This window comes from Microbulbifer mixtoriginis (SeqCode), assembly GCF_052468275.1.
Map to the genome: position 1 here is coordinate 1,895,624 of NZ_CP174341.1, position 15,119 is coordinate 1,910,742.

The following is a 15,119-nucleotide window of genomic DNA, read 5'->3' on the forward strand; positions in this document are numbered from 1 at the left end:
CATAGGCTGCAATCATAGATCTCGACTTAATGGCGCTGCTTACTCGGGTCTAGGTCATCACTCAAAACGTCATCATAAAAAGACTCGCCTGGTATCTTGTGCCCCTCGCTGGCCCACTCGCCAAGATCAATTAATTTGCAACGTTCGCTGCAAAAAGGTTTAAAGGGAAACTTATCGCTCCACTCTATCGGCTTTTTACAGGTGGGGCAGTTTAGGCTTGGGGCTTCTTTTGGTTTGGGCATATTAGGTTTGGTACAGCTTCTTCGATGTTTGGGGTAGTCTCGGGGTCTATTATTTTACATTAGTAGAGTCGTGCTAAGACTTCGCTAATTGCAAATATTTCTGATGCAAAGCTTGTACCTGGCTGCGTAACTCCGTCAACCCTATAGAATTGTCCAGCACATCATCAGCCTTGGCCAGGCGGTCCTGTCGGTTAAGCTGTGCCGCCATAATTTTGCGTATTTGTTCTGGGTGAATTTCATCCCTGCTACTGGCCCTCTCCAGCTGTAAGCTTTCCGGCAAATCCACCACGCAGATTCTATCTACCAGCTGATACTGGCCGGATTCGATCAATAGCGGTGACTCCAGTATCGCGTAAGGGCTAGAACTCTGTTCCAGCGAGGTAATGATTTCCTCGCGTATCAAAGGGTGCAATAGCTTTTCCAGCCAGGCCCGCTCTTCATCATGATCAAACACTAAGACACGCAGTTGCGCTCGATCCAGCTCACCATTTTCTAGTAATACATTTGCGCCAAAGTGTCGGGCTATCTGCTCCAGCGCAGGTCTGCCAGGTTGTACCACTACCCTTGCGGCCCAGTCCGCATCCACCACGTGAATGCCCAGCTCGCGAAAGTACCCCGCGGCGGCTGACTTGCCACTGCCGATACCTCCAGTTAAGCCTACTCGAAACAATGGCTTGTCTCCCTGTAATAAAAAGTTTGGAGCTAAAAACAAGAAACCCGGCCAATGAGTGGCCGGGTTAATGGTAATTCACTTGCCTCAGATGGGCTAATCGGGTCCTGAAAGTAGCTGGTATGGCTGGCTACCTATAGGCCGGAAAAGCTCAGGTACCAAGCAACAATCTGCTCACCCCATAGCATAGCAATCCAGCCTGCACCGGCCAGATAAGGACCAAAGGCAATCGGTAGGCTGCGATCCCGTCCAACCGCCAGGCTCCAGGAAATACCCGCTATAGCACCAACTGCGGCAGAGAGCAGAATTACCAGAGGCAGCATCTGCCAGCCAAACCAGGCCCCGATAGCTGCGAGTATCTTGAAGTCCCCAGCTCCCATACCTTCCTTGCCGGTAACCAACTTAAAGATATGAAACACCAGCCACAAAGAAAGATAGCCAGCGATAGCTCCAATAACGGCATCTTGCAGTGGAACAAAAATACCCCAAAGGTTTATTAACAAGCCGCCCCAGAGCAGTGGTAGCGTAATGCTATCTGGCAACAACTGCTTATCGAAGTCGATACCGGTTAGTGCGACTAAAGCCCAAGTAAAGACGCAGCCCGCCAGCGCCTGCCAAGTAAAACCTAGCTGCCAAACCACTACTGCGGTGAGAATTCCAGTAGCCAACTCAATCAAAGGGTAGCGTTTGGAAATCGGTGTACCGCAGGAGCCGCATTTGCCACGCAAAAATAGATAGCTGATGACAGGAATATTTTGCCAGGGCTTAATCTCGGTTTTGCATTTAGGGCAGTGTGAGTTGGGTAGTACCAGATTATAGGGATTCTCCAGTTCTTCCTGCTCTTTGGTATCTGGTTTGATATTGAAGTAGCTATAAAAATCCCGCTTGTATTCCCGCTCCATCATAATTGGTAGGCGCAGGATTACTACGTTCAGGAAGCTGCCTATAATAAGGCCTAAAATAAAAGCGCTGCTAATAAGCAGCGCAGGTTCAAAGGTAAAGTATTCAAACATTGTTTCTTATACAACTTGGCCCAGCTGGAAGATAGGTAGATACATGGCAATCATAAGCCCGCCCACTAGGATACCTAATACGGCCATAATCATGGGCTCAAGCAGGGTGGTGAGGTTATCTACCATATTGTCTACAGCTTCTTCGTAATAGTCTGCAGCTTTTCCTAGCATCTCGTCTAATGCACCGGATTCCTCACCGATTGCTGTCATTTGTACTAGCATAGTGGGGTAAAGGCCGGAAGAGCGAAGTGCAGAATTCAAAGGGATACCAGTAGCAACAGAGTCTCTAATTTTTAACGTTGCTTCTTGGTAGATGCTATTGCCTGTAGCTCCGGAGACAGATTTTAGGGCATCGATCAAGGGAACACCTGCGGCGAAGGTAGTTGAGAGAGTCCTGGCGAAGCGTGCTGAAATAGAGTTGTAAGTAATTTGCCCTAAAATTGGAACTTTTAATATCAACCGGTCAAAAAACTCTGCAACGTTTTTATTACGCTTTTTGGCCTCCAGTGTTCCACCTATTGAAAGTACCGAAACTATTAAAGCTATGAACCAATTTTCTTGCATCCATTCTGACATACCTACAACTAAACGTGTGAAGGCAGGTAGGTCGGCACCAAAACTGGAGAAAGTTTGAGCAAATTGGGGGACAACTTTGATCAGTAGAATAGAGGTAACGATTATAGCTACAACGATCACCGCAATAGGGTAGGTCATCGCTTTTTTAATTTTAGCTTTCAGAGACTCTGTTTTTTCTTTATAAGTGGCGATCCTGTCTAGCATCGTTTCCAGCGCGCCTGACTGTTCTCCAGAAGCTACTAGATTGCAAAAGAGGTCATCGAAGTAGAGGGAGTGTTTACGCAATGCATCGGCAAAGGCGGTGCCCGAAGCAACATCATCTCTAACTTTAAAAATAAGTTCCCTGACCCCTTGGTTATCCAAGCCATCGGCGACAATATCAAAGCTCTGAACTAAGGGCACACCGGCTTTCATCATAGTGGCCATCTGCCGGGTAAACAGGGCAATATCTGCGGGTTTAACTTTCTTCTTGCCGCCACCAAATAGAGGTTTTGGTTTCTTCTGTACACGGTTGGCAACAATCCCCTGTTTACGCAGCTGGGCTTTTACCAATGCAGGACTGGTACCATTGATTTCCCCTTGAACCTTGGCCCCCTTGCTATCTACCCCTTTATAGATATATGGGACTGCTGTGGCATTGGCCATAAGTGCTTTCCTGATCTGTCTCTGCTTGCAACGGTCTAGTATCTGTTCGCGCTGTTAAGCTATTTTAACCCTAAAATTATGAAGCTCACTCCCTTGGGGCAGTAAACAAATGTGCTGAGCGTTAATCTTTGGTTACCCGGTTTGCTTCCTCTAGGCTGGTCACTCCCATAACCACTTTGCGTAAGGCAGAGGTTCTTAAATTGTTAAAGCCCTCCTCACGGGCTTTGTCGGCAATCTGAATTGAGTTACCGCCCTCCATTATAATTCGTGAAATACCATCGGTAATGCGAACCACTTCATACACACCTACGCGACCCTTGTAGCCTTTGGAGCAGTGCTCGCAGCCAACAGGTTGATAGATTGCCCATTCGATTTGAGGAATAGTAATGCTATCAAAGCCTTCCGCTTTGAGTACTTCAGATGGAAGGCTCGCAGGTGTTTTACATTCGTTACATAAACGACGGGCCAGACGCTGGGCAATAATGACGCTGACCGACGTGGCGATATTAAAAGTGGGAACCCCCATATTCATCAGGCGTGTCAAGGTCTCGGGAGCTGAATTTGTATGCAGTGTGGACAGTACTAAGTGCCCTGTTTGAGCAGCCTTAATCGCGATTTCAGCCGTTTCCAGATCCCGTATCTCTCCCACCATTACTATATCCGGGTCTTGGCGAAGGAAAGAACGCAGTGCTTCGGCAAAGTTAAGTCCAACCTTGGTGGAAACGTTGACTTGGTTAATACCCTCCAGGTTGATTTCAACAGGGTCCTCTGCCGTGGAGATATTGCGTTCCGCTGTATTGAGAATATTCAGGCCGGTATATAAGGATACTGTCTTGCCGGAACCGGTGGGGCCAGTTACCAGGATCATGCCCTGTGGCTGAGCCAGGGCATCCATATAGATCTTCTTCTGCTCATCCTCATAGCCAAGTGCATCAATGCCCAGCTTGGCGGAAGAGGGGTCTAAAATCCGCAATACAATTTTTTCTCCCCACAGAGTTGGCAAGCTATTTACGCGGAAGTCAATCGCTTTGGTTTTGGAGAGCTTCATCTTAATGCGGCCATCCTGGGGCACCCGCTTTTCTGAGATGTCCATCTTGGACATGACTTTAAGGCGTGCAGATAGGCGGCTGGCTAGCTGTATTGGAGGTTTGGCTATTTCGTGAAGCACACCATCTGTGCGGAAGCGTACCCTATAGGATTTTTCATAGGGCTCGAAGTGAATATCTGAGGCGCCGCTGCGAATGGCATCCAGAAGTACTTTGTTGACAAAGCGCACAACAGGTGCTTCATCACCTCCCGGTTCATTATCCTCATTGCGTTCAGTGTCATCATTCCCGATCTCCAGCCCATCCAACTCTTCATCATCCATGCCCTCCAGTCCGGCACTCATATCGCCACTATCTGAAAGGTAACTTTCAATAGCCTTCGCCAGCTTGTCGGCCTCTACAAGTACAGCATCCGTATTGAGGCCAGTATTGAAGTTGATCTCGTCCAAGGCTGCTAGATTGGTGGGATCTGCCACGGCAACAAATAAGCGATTGCCTCGTTTATAGAGGGGCAGTGTAAAATGTTTGCTGATCAATTTTTCAGCAACGATATCTCTCGGGATTAGATCAAAATTGTAGCTGCTCAACTCGAATAGTGGGGAACCAAAAGCCTGCGAGGCGAAGTCGGCAAGCTCGCGGCTTTTGATCAGTTTTGCCTCAACTGCATGCTGGGCAAAAGTTTGCTGCTCTCTGCGTGCCGCTTTTATTGCTGATAACGCCGTAGGCTCATCGATTACCTGATCTGCAACTAGTCGTTTAGCCAGGCCGCTAAGAGAAGTCGTGCTCATCATTTATACCGCGCGGTTGAATCTTTGATTGCTGGATCTTGTGTAAGGATGCAGTTTATTTTTTTGGGATCATACCAGAGAGAGCTTGAAGTGTAGTGGATTAGCCGGGCGACTTGTCATGGGTGGGTAAAGGCTGTTCACCTGGAAATACGAATCTGACGTTTTTTGTCAGTCCTGTTAGTAAATTGTCAGTAATGTATGACTCTATCTAGCTTGCTTAAGTAAGTTTATTCTGTAATTTTGAAGAAACTAGAAGATTTGCCAAACTTGGCACAATGCTTGTATCTTACTTCGCGAATTCCTCACGGGATGTCATCCCTCACGGGACTCACATTTTATAAGTCTGTATGGAGACGGTTACAATGAAAAAGCAACAGGGTTTTACTCTTATCGAATTGATGATCGTGGTTGCGATTATCGGTATTCTTGCCGCAGTAGCGTTGCCTGCTTACCAGGATTACACTGCGCGCGCTAAAGTTTCTGAAGTAGTGTTGGCCGCAACTGCGTGTAAAGCTGCTATCTCAGAAGCCTCTCAGACCGGTTTTGCTGCAGCTCCCACTGCCGCTGATAGCTTTGGTTGTGGTGAAAATGGTTCCTCCGGCGCCGCGATAAGCCAGTATGTTGCACGTGTTTCGACCAGTGCGGCCGGAGTAATTACTGTCACTGCGCAGAATATTTCTCAACTGGGTAATAATGTTAATGTTATTTTTACCCCTTATAGCGATGCTGCAGCCACAGCTGCAAATGTATCTGTAGCAAATGACTTTGCTGCCTCATCCTTGAAGCCCGTTCGTGCTTGGAAGTGTACAACGGCGGGTACAAGTGGTATTGAAGCAAAATATCTCCCAGCCAGCTGTCGTTAATTTGGTGTAGTTTCTAGCCTGTATTCTTTTGATACAGGTTGCGCAAAAAAAGCCTCGCATTCGCGGGGCTTTTTGCTTTATACAAAAGTGACATTTTACAACTAATGGGGGCGGGCTTGAACCATAGGAAGAAAATTGCTGTTTTTTTTGGGGTTTGCAGTTTTTTACTGTTGTTATTGCCTAATTTCTTGTTGTTATCTAATAAGTTTATCGATATTCCGATAAATTTTGAGGGGGGGGAGGGCGATTTTCTTTGGCGAGTACTGGGGTGGTCTCACCCATTGTTGCCTGTAATTTTTATAGAGCTTTTTATACTTTCACTTGTTGGTCGATTTAGCCTCTGGTTTGTTCTAAATTTGCCTTTTTTTATTTTCCTGCCGCTGGAGATTGCTTATGTCACACGGTATGGAACTCCTATATCTTCTCACATCCTTGCTATTGTGATGCAGACCAACCTCCAAGAGATATTGGGTTACTTGGGCGGGTGGATGAATGTCTTGTTATTGACGGCCTATATTTTATTTTTATTGTTTTTATTTTACTTTTTTCATCGTGCTAAGGTTGGTTGGTTTCACCGAACAAGGGTTTGCTATTCTTTAATTGTTATTACTTTGATTGTTTTGGCAGCCCCCGTGGAAGATAAACCTCTGACTAGGGATGAGCTGAGGTTGACAGAGGATATCTTCTCTGATATTCGAATAGGTTTTGGTTTGGATGATTATGTGGATTCATTTCCGTTCGGATTGATTCTACGCACTTATCAATACTACCAGAAGTTAAAGGTCCTTAATGACTCCATAGAGGAGGTTAAGGATGTGGATTCTGGTTTGTCCCGGGTTGAGTATTCTGAACGTGAAACTTATGTGCTTGTTATTGGTGAATCTTCGCGTGCGGACCATTGGTCAATTAATGGCTACGAGCGCGAAACAACCCCTCGCTTAAGCGAGAGAAGTAATGTCTTTTCTTTCACAAATGCGGTATCTGTGGCGTCCTCCACTCGAGCTTCAGTGCCTGCGATTTTAAGTAAAACCAGTGTGGATGATTTGTACTCTTCTCGCTTAAGGAGAAGTTGGATAACAGATCTAAAGCATGCTGGCTTTAGGGTCTATTGGCTTTCTACGCAGATGCAAGTGGGTGAGCACGATACCATGATTGGAGCCTATGCGAGTTTGGCGGATGAGAGTAGATATTTAAATGAGGGAATGTACTTAACTAGGGGGAAGTTTGACGGGGTTACGTTAGGGCCATTTGAAGATATTTTAAGAGATGGTTATTCAAAGAAGTTGATCATTATTCACACTCTTGGTAGTCATTTTCCCTACCATTTTCGTTATCCTGAAGAGTTTAAGAGATTTGAGATTGCACCATCTATAGAAGAGTGGGTCGATATTTTTGATTTTGAACGCAAAGAAGAATTGATGAATTCTTATGATAATAGTATCTATTATACCGATTTTATCTTGGACTCTATCATAAGTAGTCTTGCTGAAAATGGCTCTACTTCTTTTCTTTGGTATATATCTGATCATGGGCAAACAATATTTGAACCAGGGTGTAATATGAGCGGGCATGGTTTTATGTCGGAGTATAATTTTCGTGTACCTGTGATTTTTTGGGGTTCTGATCAGTTTTTTCACTTTCATTCTGGTTTGCGTGAGATATTGAAGGATAATATCAGCGCTCCGCTATATTCTGCTGATTTTTTCGACACTATGCTACATGGCACAGGCTTTATCGGAGAGGGGCAATTGAATAGTTTTTTACTGAAGGATTATTCGGCGGGCCAACGGATAGTAACGGTTCAAGGCGATAAAAAGTTCAATTTTGATGAGGTTTTTTCAGGAGCGGCCTGCGATGTCAACTAGGAGTGAGTATTCAGTTAGTTTTACTGTGGGAATTCTTTTTGCCGTATCTGGAGTTGCCGCACTGATGTATCAAGTTGCTTGGCAAAGACTGCTCTTTAATGTTTATGGCCTTGATCTCCAATCGGTAACTATTGTGGTTACTACTTTTATGCTTGGCGTGGGCGTAGGGGGGTTGTTAGGGGGTGTTTTGTCGGATCTATACAGGAAATACTGTTTTACTTTTTTCGTGGTTAGCGAGGTGCTAATTGGCGTATTTGGTTTGTGTTCGCCCTGGCTATTTTCCCGGCTTGAAACCGTTTTTGATCCTGCGGCAATTTTTATTAATAGCTTTGTTTTGTTGTTGTTTCCTACTATTTTAATGGGCGCCACCCTTCCGTTGCTTTCAGTGGCTCTAATTGAGAGAAATATGATAGTTGCAGATGCGGTAGGGCGTTTATATTTTTTTAATACTATCGGTTCTGCTTTGGGGTGTGTGTTGTCTGGTTTTTTTCTGTTTTCTTTTTTTGGGATAAAAGCAGTTGTTTATCTTTGTGGGATGTTAAATATTTTTGTAGCATTTTTTTCTATGCGATTTGTTGGGGTTAAGCTTTGAGAGTTCATTATCTTTTTCTCTCCTTTGTCGTAGGTCTGTTAAGTTTAGGTGAGGAAATTGTCTGGGTACGAATCGTTTCATTTTTTGCACATTCTGTTCCGCAATCGTTCTCGTTTGTACTTTTTTGGTATATTTTGGGTATCGGGCTGGGGGCCTTGTTGGGGATTAAACTGCTAAAAAAAATAAATGCCTCAGAGGAAGTGGCTTATATTCTTCTTTTTCTGTCAGGAATTTTAGTGGTGGCGAGCCCAAGATTGACAGAAATATTAATTAGGATGGATGGGCTGCCCTTACTTTTTGGGGTGCTAATAGCTTTGGGAGCTGGTTTAAAGGGAGCTATTTTTCCACTTGTTCACCATTGGTTTAGCCGCAAAGGTGATAAGCTCGGTAGAAGTTTATCTTGGGTCTATTTTTGTAATGTGCTTGGTGGTGCTTTGGGTCCCGTAATCGTTGGCTTTTATTTGCTTGATATTTTTTCAATGTTTGAGCTTTTGGCTCTCCTTGGGGGGGGGGAGGTTTTGGTGGCCACGGCTCTCCTTATGAGAAAGCAGATTGGAATACTAGTTGGTGCTGGTGTAGGCATGGGCTGGGCGTTTACCTTTCTTATTCTCTGGCATCAAGAGCCAATTTTGGAGCGACTGATTTCTTATCAACATGGAGATCAGACTTCTATTACAAACCTTCTAGAAAATAAGCATGGAGTAATTTATACCCTCAATGATGGCAGCGGAGGTAGCGATTCTATATATGGTGGCAATGTTTATGATGGAGGGTTTAATGTAAACCTCGGGGATAATGGAAATGGGATATCCAGGGCTTATGTTTTAGCTGGGCTCCATGAAAACCCTAAGAAGGTACTGGTCGTTGGTTTGAGCTCAGGTTCCTGGGTTAGAGTTATCTCGGCTATTCCGGGTGTTGAGCGGATTGATGTTGTTGAAATAAATCCAGGTTATTCGGACATTATTTCCAGATATCCAGGTGCGAGCAATATTCTTTCCGACTCTAGACTTCGGTTTATTTATACCGATGGACGAAAATGGGCTGCGAGATCAATTCAGGAGGGGGCTAAGTATGACTTGGTTGTTATGAATAGCACGTGGCATTGGCGGGCATATAGCACAAATTTATTGTCCCTAGAGTTCTTTGAGAATGTCCAGTCGATCTTAAATGATGACGGAGTGTTCACTTACAATACTACCTGGTCTCTAGATTCTTTTTATACTGCTCTCAATGTTTTCCCTTATGCTTACATGTATAAGAATATTGTGTACGCTTCAAATAGAGATTTAAATAAAAAATTTGCAGAGAATCAGAATCGTCTTTGTAATCTAGATCCAATTAAGATTGAAGGGCAATCTTGTAAAGATGAAGAGTTCAGAGCCTCTATTCATAAATTAAGGTCAGCGAAATTTCTGGAGCTGGAAGAGGTAATGGTATATACCGGGATGATGCGTAAGCCGGAGTTAATAACAGATGATAATATGCTTACAGAGTATAAGTATGGAAAGAATTTTTCCTTGAAATGATGATTTGGGGTAATAGGTGATGTTCCTTGTGTTGAGTTTAGACTCATTGTGAATAACATTGAAAATAGCCGCTGAGTATTTTGATTCTAGTGTGTGATACGAGTGGTATTTTAAAATTTTCTGTTTTATAAGAAGGGTGAGATTAAACTTTGCATTAATTTTTTCTTGTGATTTTTGAATATTATAGTATATGCATTTATGTTGCTATTGTTTAAATGGTGTTTGTGGTTCATCTTGAGGGTGCGATGTTTTTTTTGTTAAGCTGAAGTGAGTATTCTGTTTTATTTGTGAGCATGTATGCGGTCCTAGGCGCATGATTAGCTTGTCTATAAGCTTATGTTTATTATTTTCTCTACTTCTAAATATGCCTTCTGAAATATTCAGGTCAAATATTTCTCTAGTGTTGAGTGGTAAATTCGTGCAAGTTAACCTTGGAATTCGGGTTTTCTGGTAAAAGAAGACTTTATTAAAATCAAGCGCATCTAAAAAATGCGTTATTTGCATTTCTGTTTGGGAGGAAGATAAATCTACAGTAGAGTGCTTAATCTCATCTATATCGTTTATTAGCTGCCAATGTAACTGCTTGGTATAGGCCCTGTGGTATTTTATTCGTATGCTAAACTGTCCAAAAAACATAGTACAGGCCAGTTTTAATTGCTGTTTTGTTTTTACTGGCGTTGAAAAATAAATACTATTTTCAAACTGAATTGATGGTCTATTATAGGTTGTTGACCTATGTCGATTGCCATTAAGTCTAGTTAGGTGATCAATAAAAGCACGTCCAAATAGTGTTTCAACCTCTGATAAAGGCGTCGTTAATAATTGACCCACTTTCTTAAACCCATGGAAATAGAGTTGCTCTATGGTTTTGTTGTCGCTCTCTAGTAACTTGCAAGGAGCGATACTGATCCATTGTTTCCATTGCGTTAAGGTCGGTGGGGTGTGGGTTTGCTGCAGCCATTGCTGATGCTCTGGTAATTTACTAAGTAGCAGCGCTGCACTGGGGCTATGGCCAAGCCCTAGCTTGTGGCTAATACTCATTTGTGCGAGCTCCTGCTGCATCGTATCCAGTAAAACTCTGAGCCCATCATTAGTTTTCAAGCCGCTGCCCAGTTCAATATAAAGATATGAAGAGTGACTACCTTCTTTGTGATCCTCTGCACTTATAGAGACCTTTGGGCTAAAACTGAACGCCCATAGCGCCAGCTCTTCTCGGTGGCGTTGCTCTTTTTCCCTATTTCGTTGCAGCAACTTTAGATCTGGGCATAGATTTTGAGCAGTCGCAGAGTTCAAGCCGGAGATTATGCCGCTTTTGAAGGCGGCTTTATTTGCCTCCACTATGATTTGATTTTCCACTATCGCCAATGGTTGGCTTCTTTCCTCTGGCGTCTGGGCGCGGGTGAGCGCTTCCAGGGGAAGTTTGGAAAATCGTATACAGAGCCAGAGCATGGAGAGTCCCTTAGATGTCGCTTAGTGCAGGGCTAGATGGTGTCGTTTTGATGTGCTGTGTTGAAGGAGGTTTAGCTGAAGGTGTTGACCACTAGGGCCACCCACTTGCTTCAGTAGTCTGAGGGCAAGTTGTTCTGGCTTGCTATTCAGCTGTAGTCGTAGCGTGGCAGGCGAGGGCCGGGGGGCTTCTGACAGGGGGCGGAAGTGGAAGTGAATACAGTTGCTTGCCTCGGCAGATTGCTGCAGGCGCTGCAGCTCTCGATAACTTATCGCCTGCTCGCCCTGCCAGCTCAAAACTGCGGAACAGCCTCCGGATTGTAGGGACTGCTCTATGGCCCAGAGGCAGTCTCGCTTGTCGCGGGGGTGGACTAATAATAGCTGTTCCAGTTGGATACCATGCTGGGCAAGTTCTGATGCACAGGGAGTAAATGGGGGTTTGATGAGAACCACCATCTCTCCCTTTTGGGTAAGTTCAGCGAGCATAGGGAGTAGGAGACTCAATGCGTTGGAGTTTGCCTGGGCTACAAGCAGCTCAGTAGTGCTACCGTGCGGCCAGCCGCGGTCTTTGAGAAGGGCATCCAAGCTGGTGAAACCGGTAGTGGTCCCTGCGTTTTGGGGTTCATTGGCTGCTTGGCAGGCCTTCTTGTCTCTAAAGTGTCGCAGTCTGATCGAGGAGCTGGCTTGGTTTTCCAAGTGATTGTTTTGTATGAAGTTTTTGGCTTTGTTCACATTGCCACCCCGCATTCTTGTCTCGGTCTTCAATCGGATCTAATCAGGTGACTGTATATATATACAGCTTATTGTGGATTTATACAGTAGTTAGTGGTTGGCGACAAGGTCGAAAGGCGTCGATTGGCACTTTTTTGCACAGTCTAAACCGGCTATGATTCCGCCTCTTTTGTTGAGCACTGATTATTCTTTTAGGGGGACGGAGTGAGTATCAAGTCCGATAAGTGGATTCGCCGCATGGCTGAGCAGCACGGCATGATTGAGCCTTTTGAGCCGGGCCAGGTGCGCCATGGCAATGATGGCGAGCGACTCATCTCCTACGGTACTTCGAGTTATGGTTACGATGTGCGCTGTGCTGGCGAGTTTAAGATCTTTACCAACGTGCATTCGGCTACCGTGGACCCCAAGACCTTCGATGAAAACAGCTTTGTCGATGTGGAAGGGGAGTACTGTATTATCCCACCGAACTCCTTTGCCCTGGCGCGCACAGTGGAGTATTTCCGTATTCCGCGCTCAGTACTGACTATCTGTCTGGGTAAATCCACCTATGCGCGCTGCGGCATAATCGTCAATGTAACGCCGCTGGAGCCGGAGTGGGAAGGGCATGTGACCCTTGAGTTTTCAAATACCACTAATCTGCCGGCGAAGATCTACGCCAATGAAGGTGTAGCGCAGATGCTGTTCTTTGAGTCTGATGAAGTCTGCGATGTGTCCTATGCGGATCGCGGTGGTAAGTACCAGGGGCAGCGCGGCGTGACCCTGCCTCGTACCTGATACTTGGGTGATTGCGCAGCCCTAATTCATGAGTGATGTATCCCATAGCCAGCTGCCCAAAAGTGTCGATGTACTGATTATCGGCGCTGGGGCAGCGGGTTTAATGTGCGCCGCCACTGCCGGCCAGCGCGGCCGCAGTGTGCTGGTATTGGATCATGCCAATAAAGTTGGCAAGAAGATCCTGATGTCCGGCGGTGGGCGCTGTAATTTCACCAACCTCTACACCAGTGCGGAAAATTTCTATAGCCGCAATCCCCATTTTTGTAAATCTGCCCTGGCGCGTTATAGCCAATGGGATTTTATTGCATTGGTGGATAAGCATGGGGTTTCCTACCACGAGAAAACACTGGGCCAATTGTTTTGCGACAACAAGTCCAAGGATATTCTCGACCTGCTATTGGCGGAGTGCCGTGCAGCCAAAGCTCAGGTTCGCACCCGTTGTACCATATCCTCAGTAGAGTCGGGGCAGGGTGGTTATCGTGTTGAGACCAGCCTGGGGACGGTTCACTGTGAGTCCCTAGTCGTGGCTACTGGTGGATTGTCGATACCCACCATGGGGGCCACGGGCTTTGGCTATGATATCGCTCGCCAGTTTGGGCTCAATATCATTCCCACTCGTGCGGCCTTGGTGCCCTTTACCCAGCACAAGCGCCATTTGGAGCGACAGGGTAGCCTACCGGGCAGCTCGCTTAGTGTGACGGCCTCCTGTGGTGAGGGTAGCTTTCACGAGCAGATGCTGTTTACTCACCGAGGCTTAAGTGGACCGGCAGTGTTACAAATATCCAGCCACTGGCGCGAAGGCGAAAAAGTGACTTTCGATCTGGCCCCGGATCGTGATCTGGCCGATTGGCTGCAACAGCGCCGCCGGGAGAGCCCGGAGATTCACTTGCACAGTGTTTTGGCTGAGCTTTGGACTAAGAAGCTTGTGCAGTTTTTCCTGCAGCGGCAGCATATCGACAGCCGTCCCCTCAAGCAGTTTACTGAAATAGAGCTGCAGGAACTCGGAGCTAAGTTGCAAGCCTGGACGCTGGTTCCCGATGGCACCGAAGGCTATCGCACTGCAGAAGTTACCCTCGGCGGCGTAGATACAGATCAGATTTCTTCGCGTACTATGGAGTGCAAAACCCAGCCAGGGCTGTATTTTATCGGCGAGGTGCTGGATGTGACTGGCTGGCTGGGGGGCTTTAATTTTCAGTGGGCCTGGGCTTCTGGGCACGCGGCGGGGGAGGTCGCCTAATATGGGAGATGTGATTCCTTTTAAAAGAAAAACCACCTGGCAGAAACACAAAGGCAGCACTCTTTGCCGGGAAGGTTTTCACAAGTGGAAAGTGGTTACCGAGCGCAAGTTTGATGTTAAGCAGGGCAAGCTCGTCACAGAGTATTGCTGTGAGCGCTGTGGAAAAACCAAGACCAAGTTGCTTTAGAGTGGCTCGCTAGAGAACATGCAGCTAGCTGAATTTTGCTTATTTTCCTAGTAACTCTCTTCCCTGACCACCCCTGGTGCGTTAGGCGCACCAGGGGTTGCGCCATGCATTAACTCTGAGCCTGACGATTCTCCATTAAACACTAATAGCGATAGTAGCCTCCGCGATAGCGATAATAGTCTCTGCGTTTTCTTTCTCTATCGTAGAGATAGCCTGCCCCTGCGCCAATCACGGCGCCTGCTGCGGTGCCACCGGGCCGACCTCCACTGATTAGGGCGCCGGTAACGGCACCGACGCCGATGCCGGTTCCGATGCGACGGTCGGTATCGCTCATATTGGCACAGCCTTGCCCGCCGAGGCCTAGGGCCAATACTGCGGTTAAGCTGAGGTATTTAATCGCTTTGATACGCATAGTCACCCCTTTCAGTGATGCTTGAGGGATAGATATTCGGTAAGACAGACCGAATAATTTCGCAGCCAGTGTAGGGTGGAGATAAGTCAGCAACAAATATCTAAGCTGTGGGCTGCGTATAGCACAAAATAAGAGATTTGAAGGATTTTGCGATGTTTGAAAAGCAACAATTGATTGATATTGCCCAAACTTCAATGCCATTCGGTAAGTATGCGGGTAGAGTACTTATCGATCTTCCTGAGGAGTACCTGCTTTGGTTTGCCAAAAAGGGTTTTCCTACTGGGAAGTTGGGGCAGTTGATGGCTCTGACATTGGAGATCAAAATTGAAGGGCTGGAAGGGCTGATTGCGCCGTTAAAATAATCTGAAGATGTTCATTGTTGTCTCTTGGTAAAAGTCAAAAAAATCTAAGCAAGTGACCACTTTAAAAACTCCTAGGCTGCTCTTTTCTTTGTTTCGTTTTCCATGATTTTTTGTGGAAAAAATGCTTACTAGCTTGGTTAAGA

At 45.9% G+C, this 15,119-nt stretch carries 16 protein-coding genes; 8 read left to right on the top strand and 8 right to left on the bottom strand.

From position 1 onward, the window contains the following. Window positions 1-26: 26 nt before the first annotated feature. The 5 genes from yacG to pilB form a co-directional block, all read right to left on the bottom strand. Window positions 27-242, bottom strand: a complete 216-nt coding sequence (gene yacG / locus ACJJIC_RS08260; protein ID WP_445356749.1) for a DNA gyrase inhibitor YacG — start codon at window positions 240-242, stop codon at window positions 27-29. 73 nt (window positions 243-315) lie between these two features. After that, window positions 316-912: a dephospho-CoA kinase gene (gene coaE, locus ACJJIC_RS08265; RefSeq protein WP_444886937.1), complete on the bottom strand. Its 597-nt coding sequence runs from the start codon at window positions 910-912 to the stop codon at window positions 316-318. A gap of 134 nt (window positions 913-1,046) precedes the next feature. Next, window positions 1,047-1,925, bottom strand: coding sequence for a prepilin peptidase (locus ACJJIC_RS08270; protein WP_445356750.1), 879 nt, complete (start codon window positions 1,923-1,925; stop codon window positions 1,047-1,049). A gap of 6 nt (window positions 1,926-1,931) precedes the next feature. Next, window positions 1,932-3,146, bottom strand: coding sequence for a type II secretion system F family protein (locus ACJJIC_RS08275; protein WP_445356751.1), 1,215 nt, complete (start codon window positions 3,144-3,146; stop codon window positions 1,932-1,934). 121 nt (window positions 3,147-3,267) lie between these two features. Continuing rightward, window positions 3,268-4,983 (bottom strand): type IV-A pilus assembly ATPase PilB, encoded by a 1,716-nt coding sequence (gene pilB, locus ACJJIC_RS08280; protein WP_445356752.1) that lies wholly within the window; start codon window positions 4,981-4,983, stop codon window positions 3,268-3,270. A 359-nt stretch (window positions 4,984-5,342) separates the two neighbouring features. Here pilB and ACJJIC_RS08285 point away from each other — a divergent pair, with 359 nt between their 5' ends. The 4 genes from ACJJIC_RS08285 to ACJJIC_RS08300 are packed head-to-tail and all read left to right on the top strand — an operon-like array spanning window position 5,343 to window position 9,826. After that, window positions 5,343-5,843, top strand: a complete 501-nt coding sequence (locus tag ACJJIC_RS08285) for a pilin (RefSeq protein ID WP_445356753.1) — start codon at window positions 5,343-5,345, stop codon at window positions 5,841-5,843. 38 nt (window positions 5,844-5,881) lie between these two features. Further along, entirely contained in the window at window positions 5,882-7,708 is a 1,827-nt protein-coding gene (locus ACJJIC_RS08290) for a phosphoethanolamine transferase (RefSeq protein ID WP_445356754.1), read from the top strand. Next, a complete protein-coding gene (locus tag ACJJIC_RS08295) occupies window positions 7,698-8,300 on the top strand; it encodes a fused MFS/spermidine synthase (RefSeq protein ID WP_445356755.1) in 603 nt (200 codons plus the stop codon). Before ACJJIC_RS08290 ends, ACJJIC_RS08295 begins: the two co-directional genes overlap by 11 nt. After that, complete coding sequence (locus ACJJIC_RS08300; protein ID WP_445356756.1) at window positions 8,297-9,826, top strand: spermine/spermidine synthase domain-containing protein; 1,530 nt, start codon at window positions 8,297-8,299, stop codon at window positions 9,824-9,826. The genes ACJJIC_RS08295 and ACJJIC_RS08300 overlap by 4 nt, the downstream gene beginning before the upstream one ends. A gap of 204 nt (window positions 9,827-10,030) precedes the next feature. Here the strand turns inward: ACJJIC_RS08300 and ACJJIC_RS08305 are convergent, their stop codons facing one another. Further along, entirely contained in the window at window positions 10,031-11,275 is a 1,245-nt protein-coding gene (locus ACJJIC_RS08305) for a Y-family DNA polymerase (protein ID WP_445356757.1), read from the bottom strand. Window positions 11,276-11,296: 21 nt separating this feature from the next. Continuing rightward, window positions 11,297-12,004: a translesion DNA synthesis-associated protein ImuA gene (gene imuA / locus ACJJIC_RS08310; RefSeq protein WP_445356758.1), complete on the bottom strand. Its 708-nt coding sequence runs from the start codon at window positions 12,002-12,004 to the stop codon at window positions 11,297-11,299. Between the two features lie 204 nt (window positions 12,005-12,208). Here imuA and dcd point away from each other — a divergent pair, with 204 nt between their 5' ends. Genes dcd through ACJJIC_RS08325 form a run of 3 tightly spaced genes read left to right on the top strand, consistent with a single transcriptional unit; the run spans window position 12,209 to window position 14,202 of the window. Continuing rightward, a complete protein-coding gene (gene dcd / locus ACJJIC_RS08315; protein WP_444900087.1) occupies window positions 12,209-12,778 on the top strand; it encodes a dCTP deaminase in 570 nt (189 codons plus the stop codon). Window positions 12,779-12,806: 28 nt separating this feature from the next. Further along, entirely contained in the window at window positions 12,807-14,015 is a 1,209-nt protein-coding gene (locus ACJJIC_RS08320) for a BaiN/RdsA family NAD(P)/FAD-dependent oxidoreductase (RefSeq protein ID WP_444902931.1), read from the top strand. Window position 14,016: 1 nt separating this feature from the next. Next, the gene (locus tag ACJJIC_RS08325; RefSeq protein WP_252082943.1) at window positions 14,017-14,202 is read left to right on the top strand and encodes a hypothetical protein; all 186 of its coding nucleotides are present in this window, start codon (window positions 14,017-14,019) and stop codon (window positions 14,200-14,202) included. A gap of 142 nt (window positions 14,203-14,344) precedes the next feature. On the opposite strand, the gene ACJJIC_RS08330 is transcribed toward ACJJIC_RS08325, so the two are convergent. Next, window positions 14,345-14,614: a YMGG-like glycine zipper-containing protein gene (locus ACJJIC_RS08330; protein WP_252082942.1), complete on the bottom strand. Its 270-nt coding sequence runs from the start codon at window positions 14,612-14,614 to the stop codon at window positions 14,345-14,347. A 152-nt stretch (window positions 14,615-14,766) separates the two neighbouring features. On the opposite strand from ACJJIC_RS08330, the gene ACJJIC_RS08335 reads away from it, so the two are divergent. Beyond that, window positions 14,767-14,976: a DUF3820 family protein gene (locus tag ACJJIC_RS08335; protein ID WP_445356759.1), complete on the top strand. Its 210-nt coding sequence runs from the start codon at window positions 14,767-14,769 to the stop codon at window positions 14,974-14,976. Window positions 14,977-15,119 lie beyond the last annotated feature (143 nt).

Bases quoted from the DNA above. Each gene is read 5' to 3' on its own strand.
- ACJJIC_RS08275 (WP_445356751.1), bottom strand. From the start codon at position 3,146: ATGGCCAATGCCACAGCAGTCCCATATATCTATAAAGGGGTAGATAGC.
- ACJJIC_RS08305 (WP_445356757.1), bottom strand. From the start codon at position 11,275: ATGCTCTGGCTCTGTATACGATTTTCCAAACTTCCCCTGGAAGCGCTC.
- ACJJIC_RS08285 (WP_445356753.1), top strand. From the start codon at position 5,343: ATGAAAAAGCAACAGGGTTTTACTCTTATCGAATTGATGATCGTGGTT.
- pilB (WP_445356752.1), bottom strand. From the start codon at position 4,983: ATGATGAGCACGACTTCTCTTAGCGGCCTGGCTAAACGACTAGTTGCA.
- ACJJIC_RS08330 (WP_252082942.1), bottom strand. From the start codon at position 14,614: ATGCGTATCAAAGCGATTAAATACCTCAGCTTAACCGCAGTATTGGCC.
- ACJJIC_RS08270 (WP_445356750.1), bottom strand. From the start codon at position 1,925: ATGTTTGAATACTTTACCTTTGAACCTGCGCTGCTTATTAGCAGCGCT.
- yacG (WP_445356749.1), bottom strand. From the start codon at position 242: ATGCCCAAACCAAAAGAAGCCCCAAGCCTAAACTGCCCCACCTGTAAA.
- ACJJIC_RS08325 (WP_252082943.1), top strand. From the start codon at position 14,017: ATGGGAGATGTGATTCCTTTTAAAAGAAAAACCACCTGGCAGAAACAC.
- ACJJIC_RS08295 (WP_445356755.1), top strand. From the start codon at position 7,698: ATGTCAACTAGGAGTGAGTATTCAGTTAGTTTTACTGTGGGAATTCTT.
- ACJJIC_RS08320 (WP_444902931.1), top strand. From the start codon at position 12,807: ATGAGTGATGTATCCCATAGCCAGCTGCCCAAAAGTGTCGATGTACTG.
- ACJJIC_RS08335 (WP_445356759.1), top strand. From the start codon at position 14,767: ATGTTTGAAAAGCAACAATTGATTGATATTGCCCAAACTTCAATGCCA.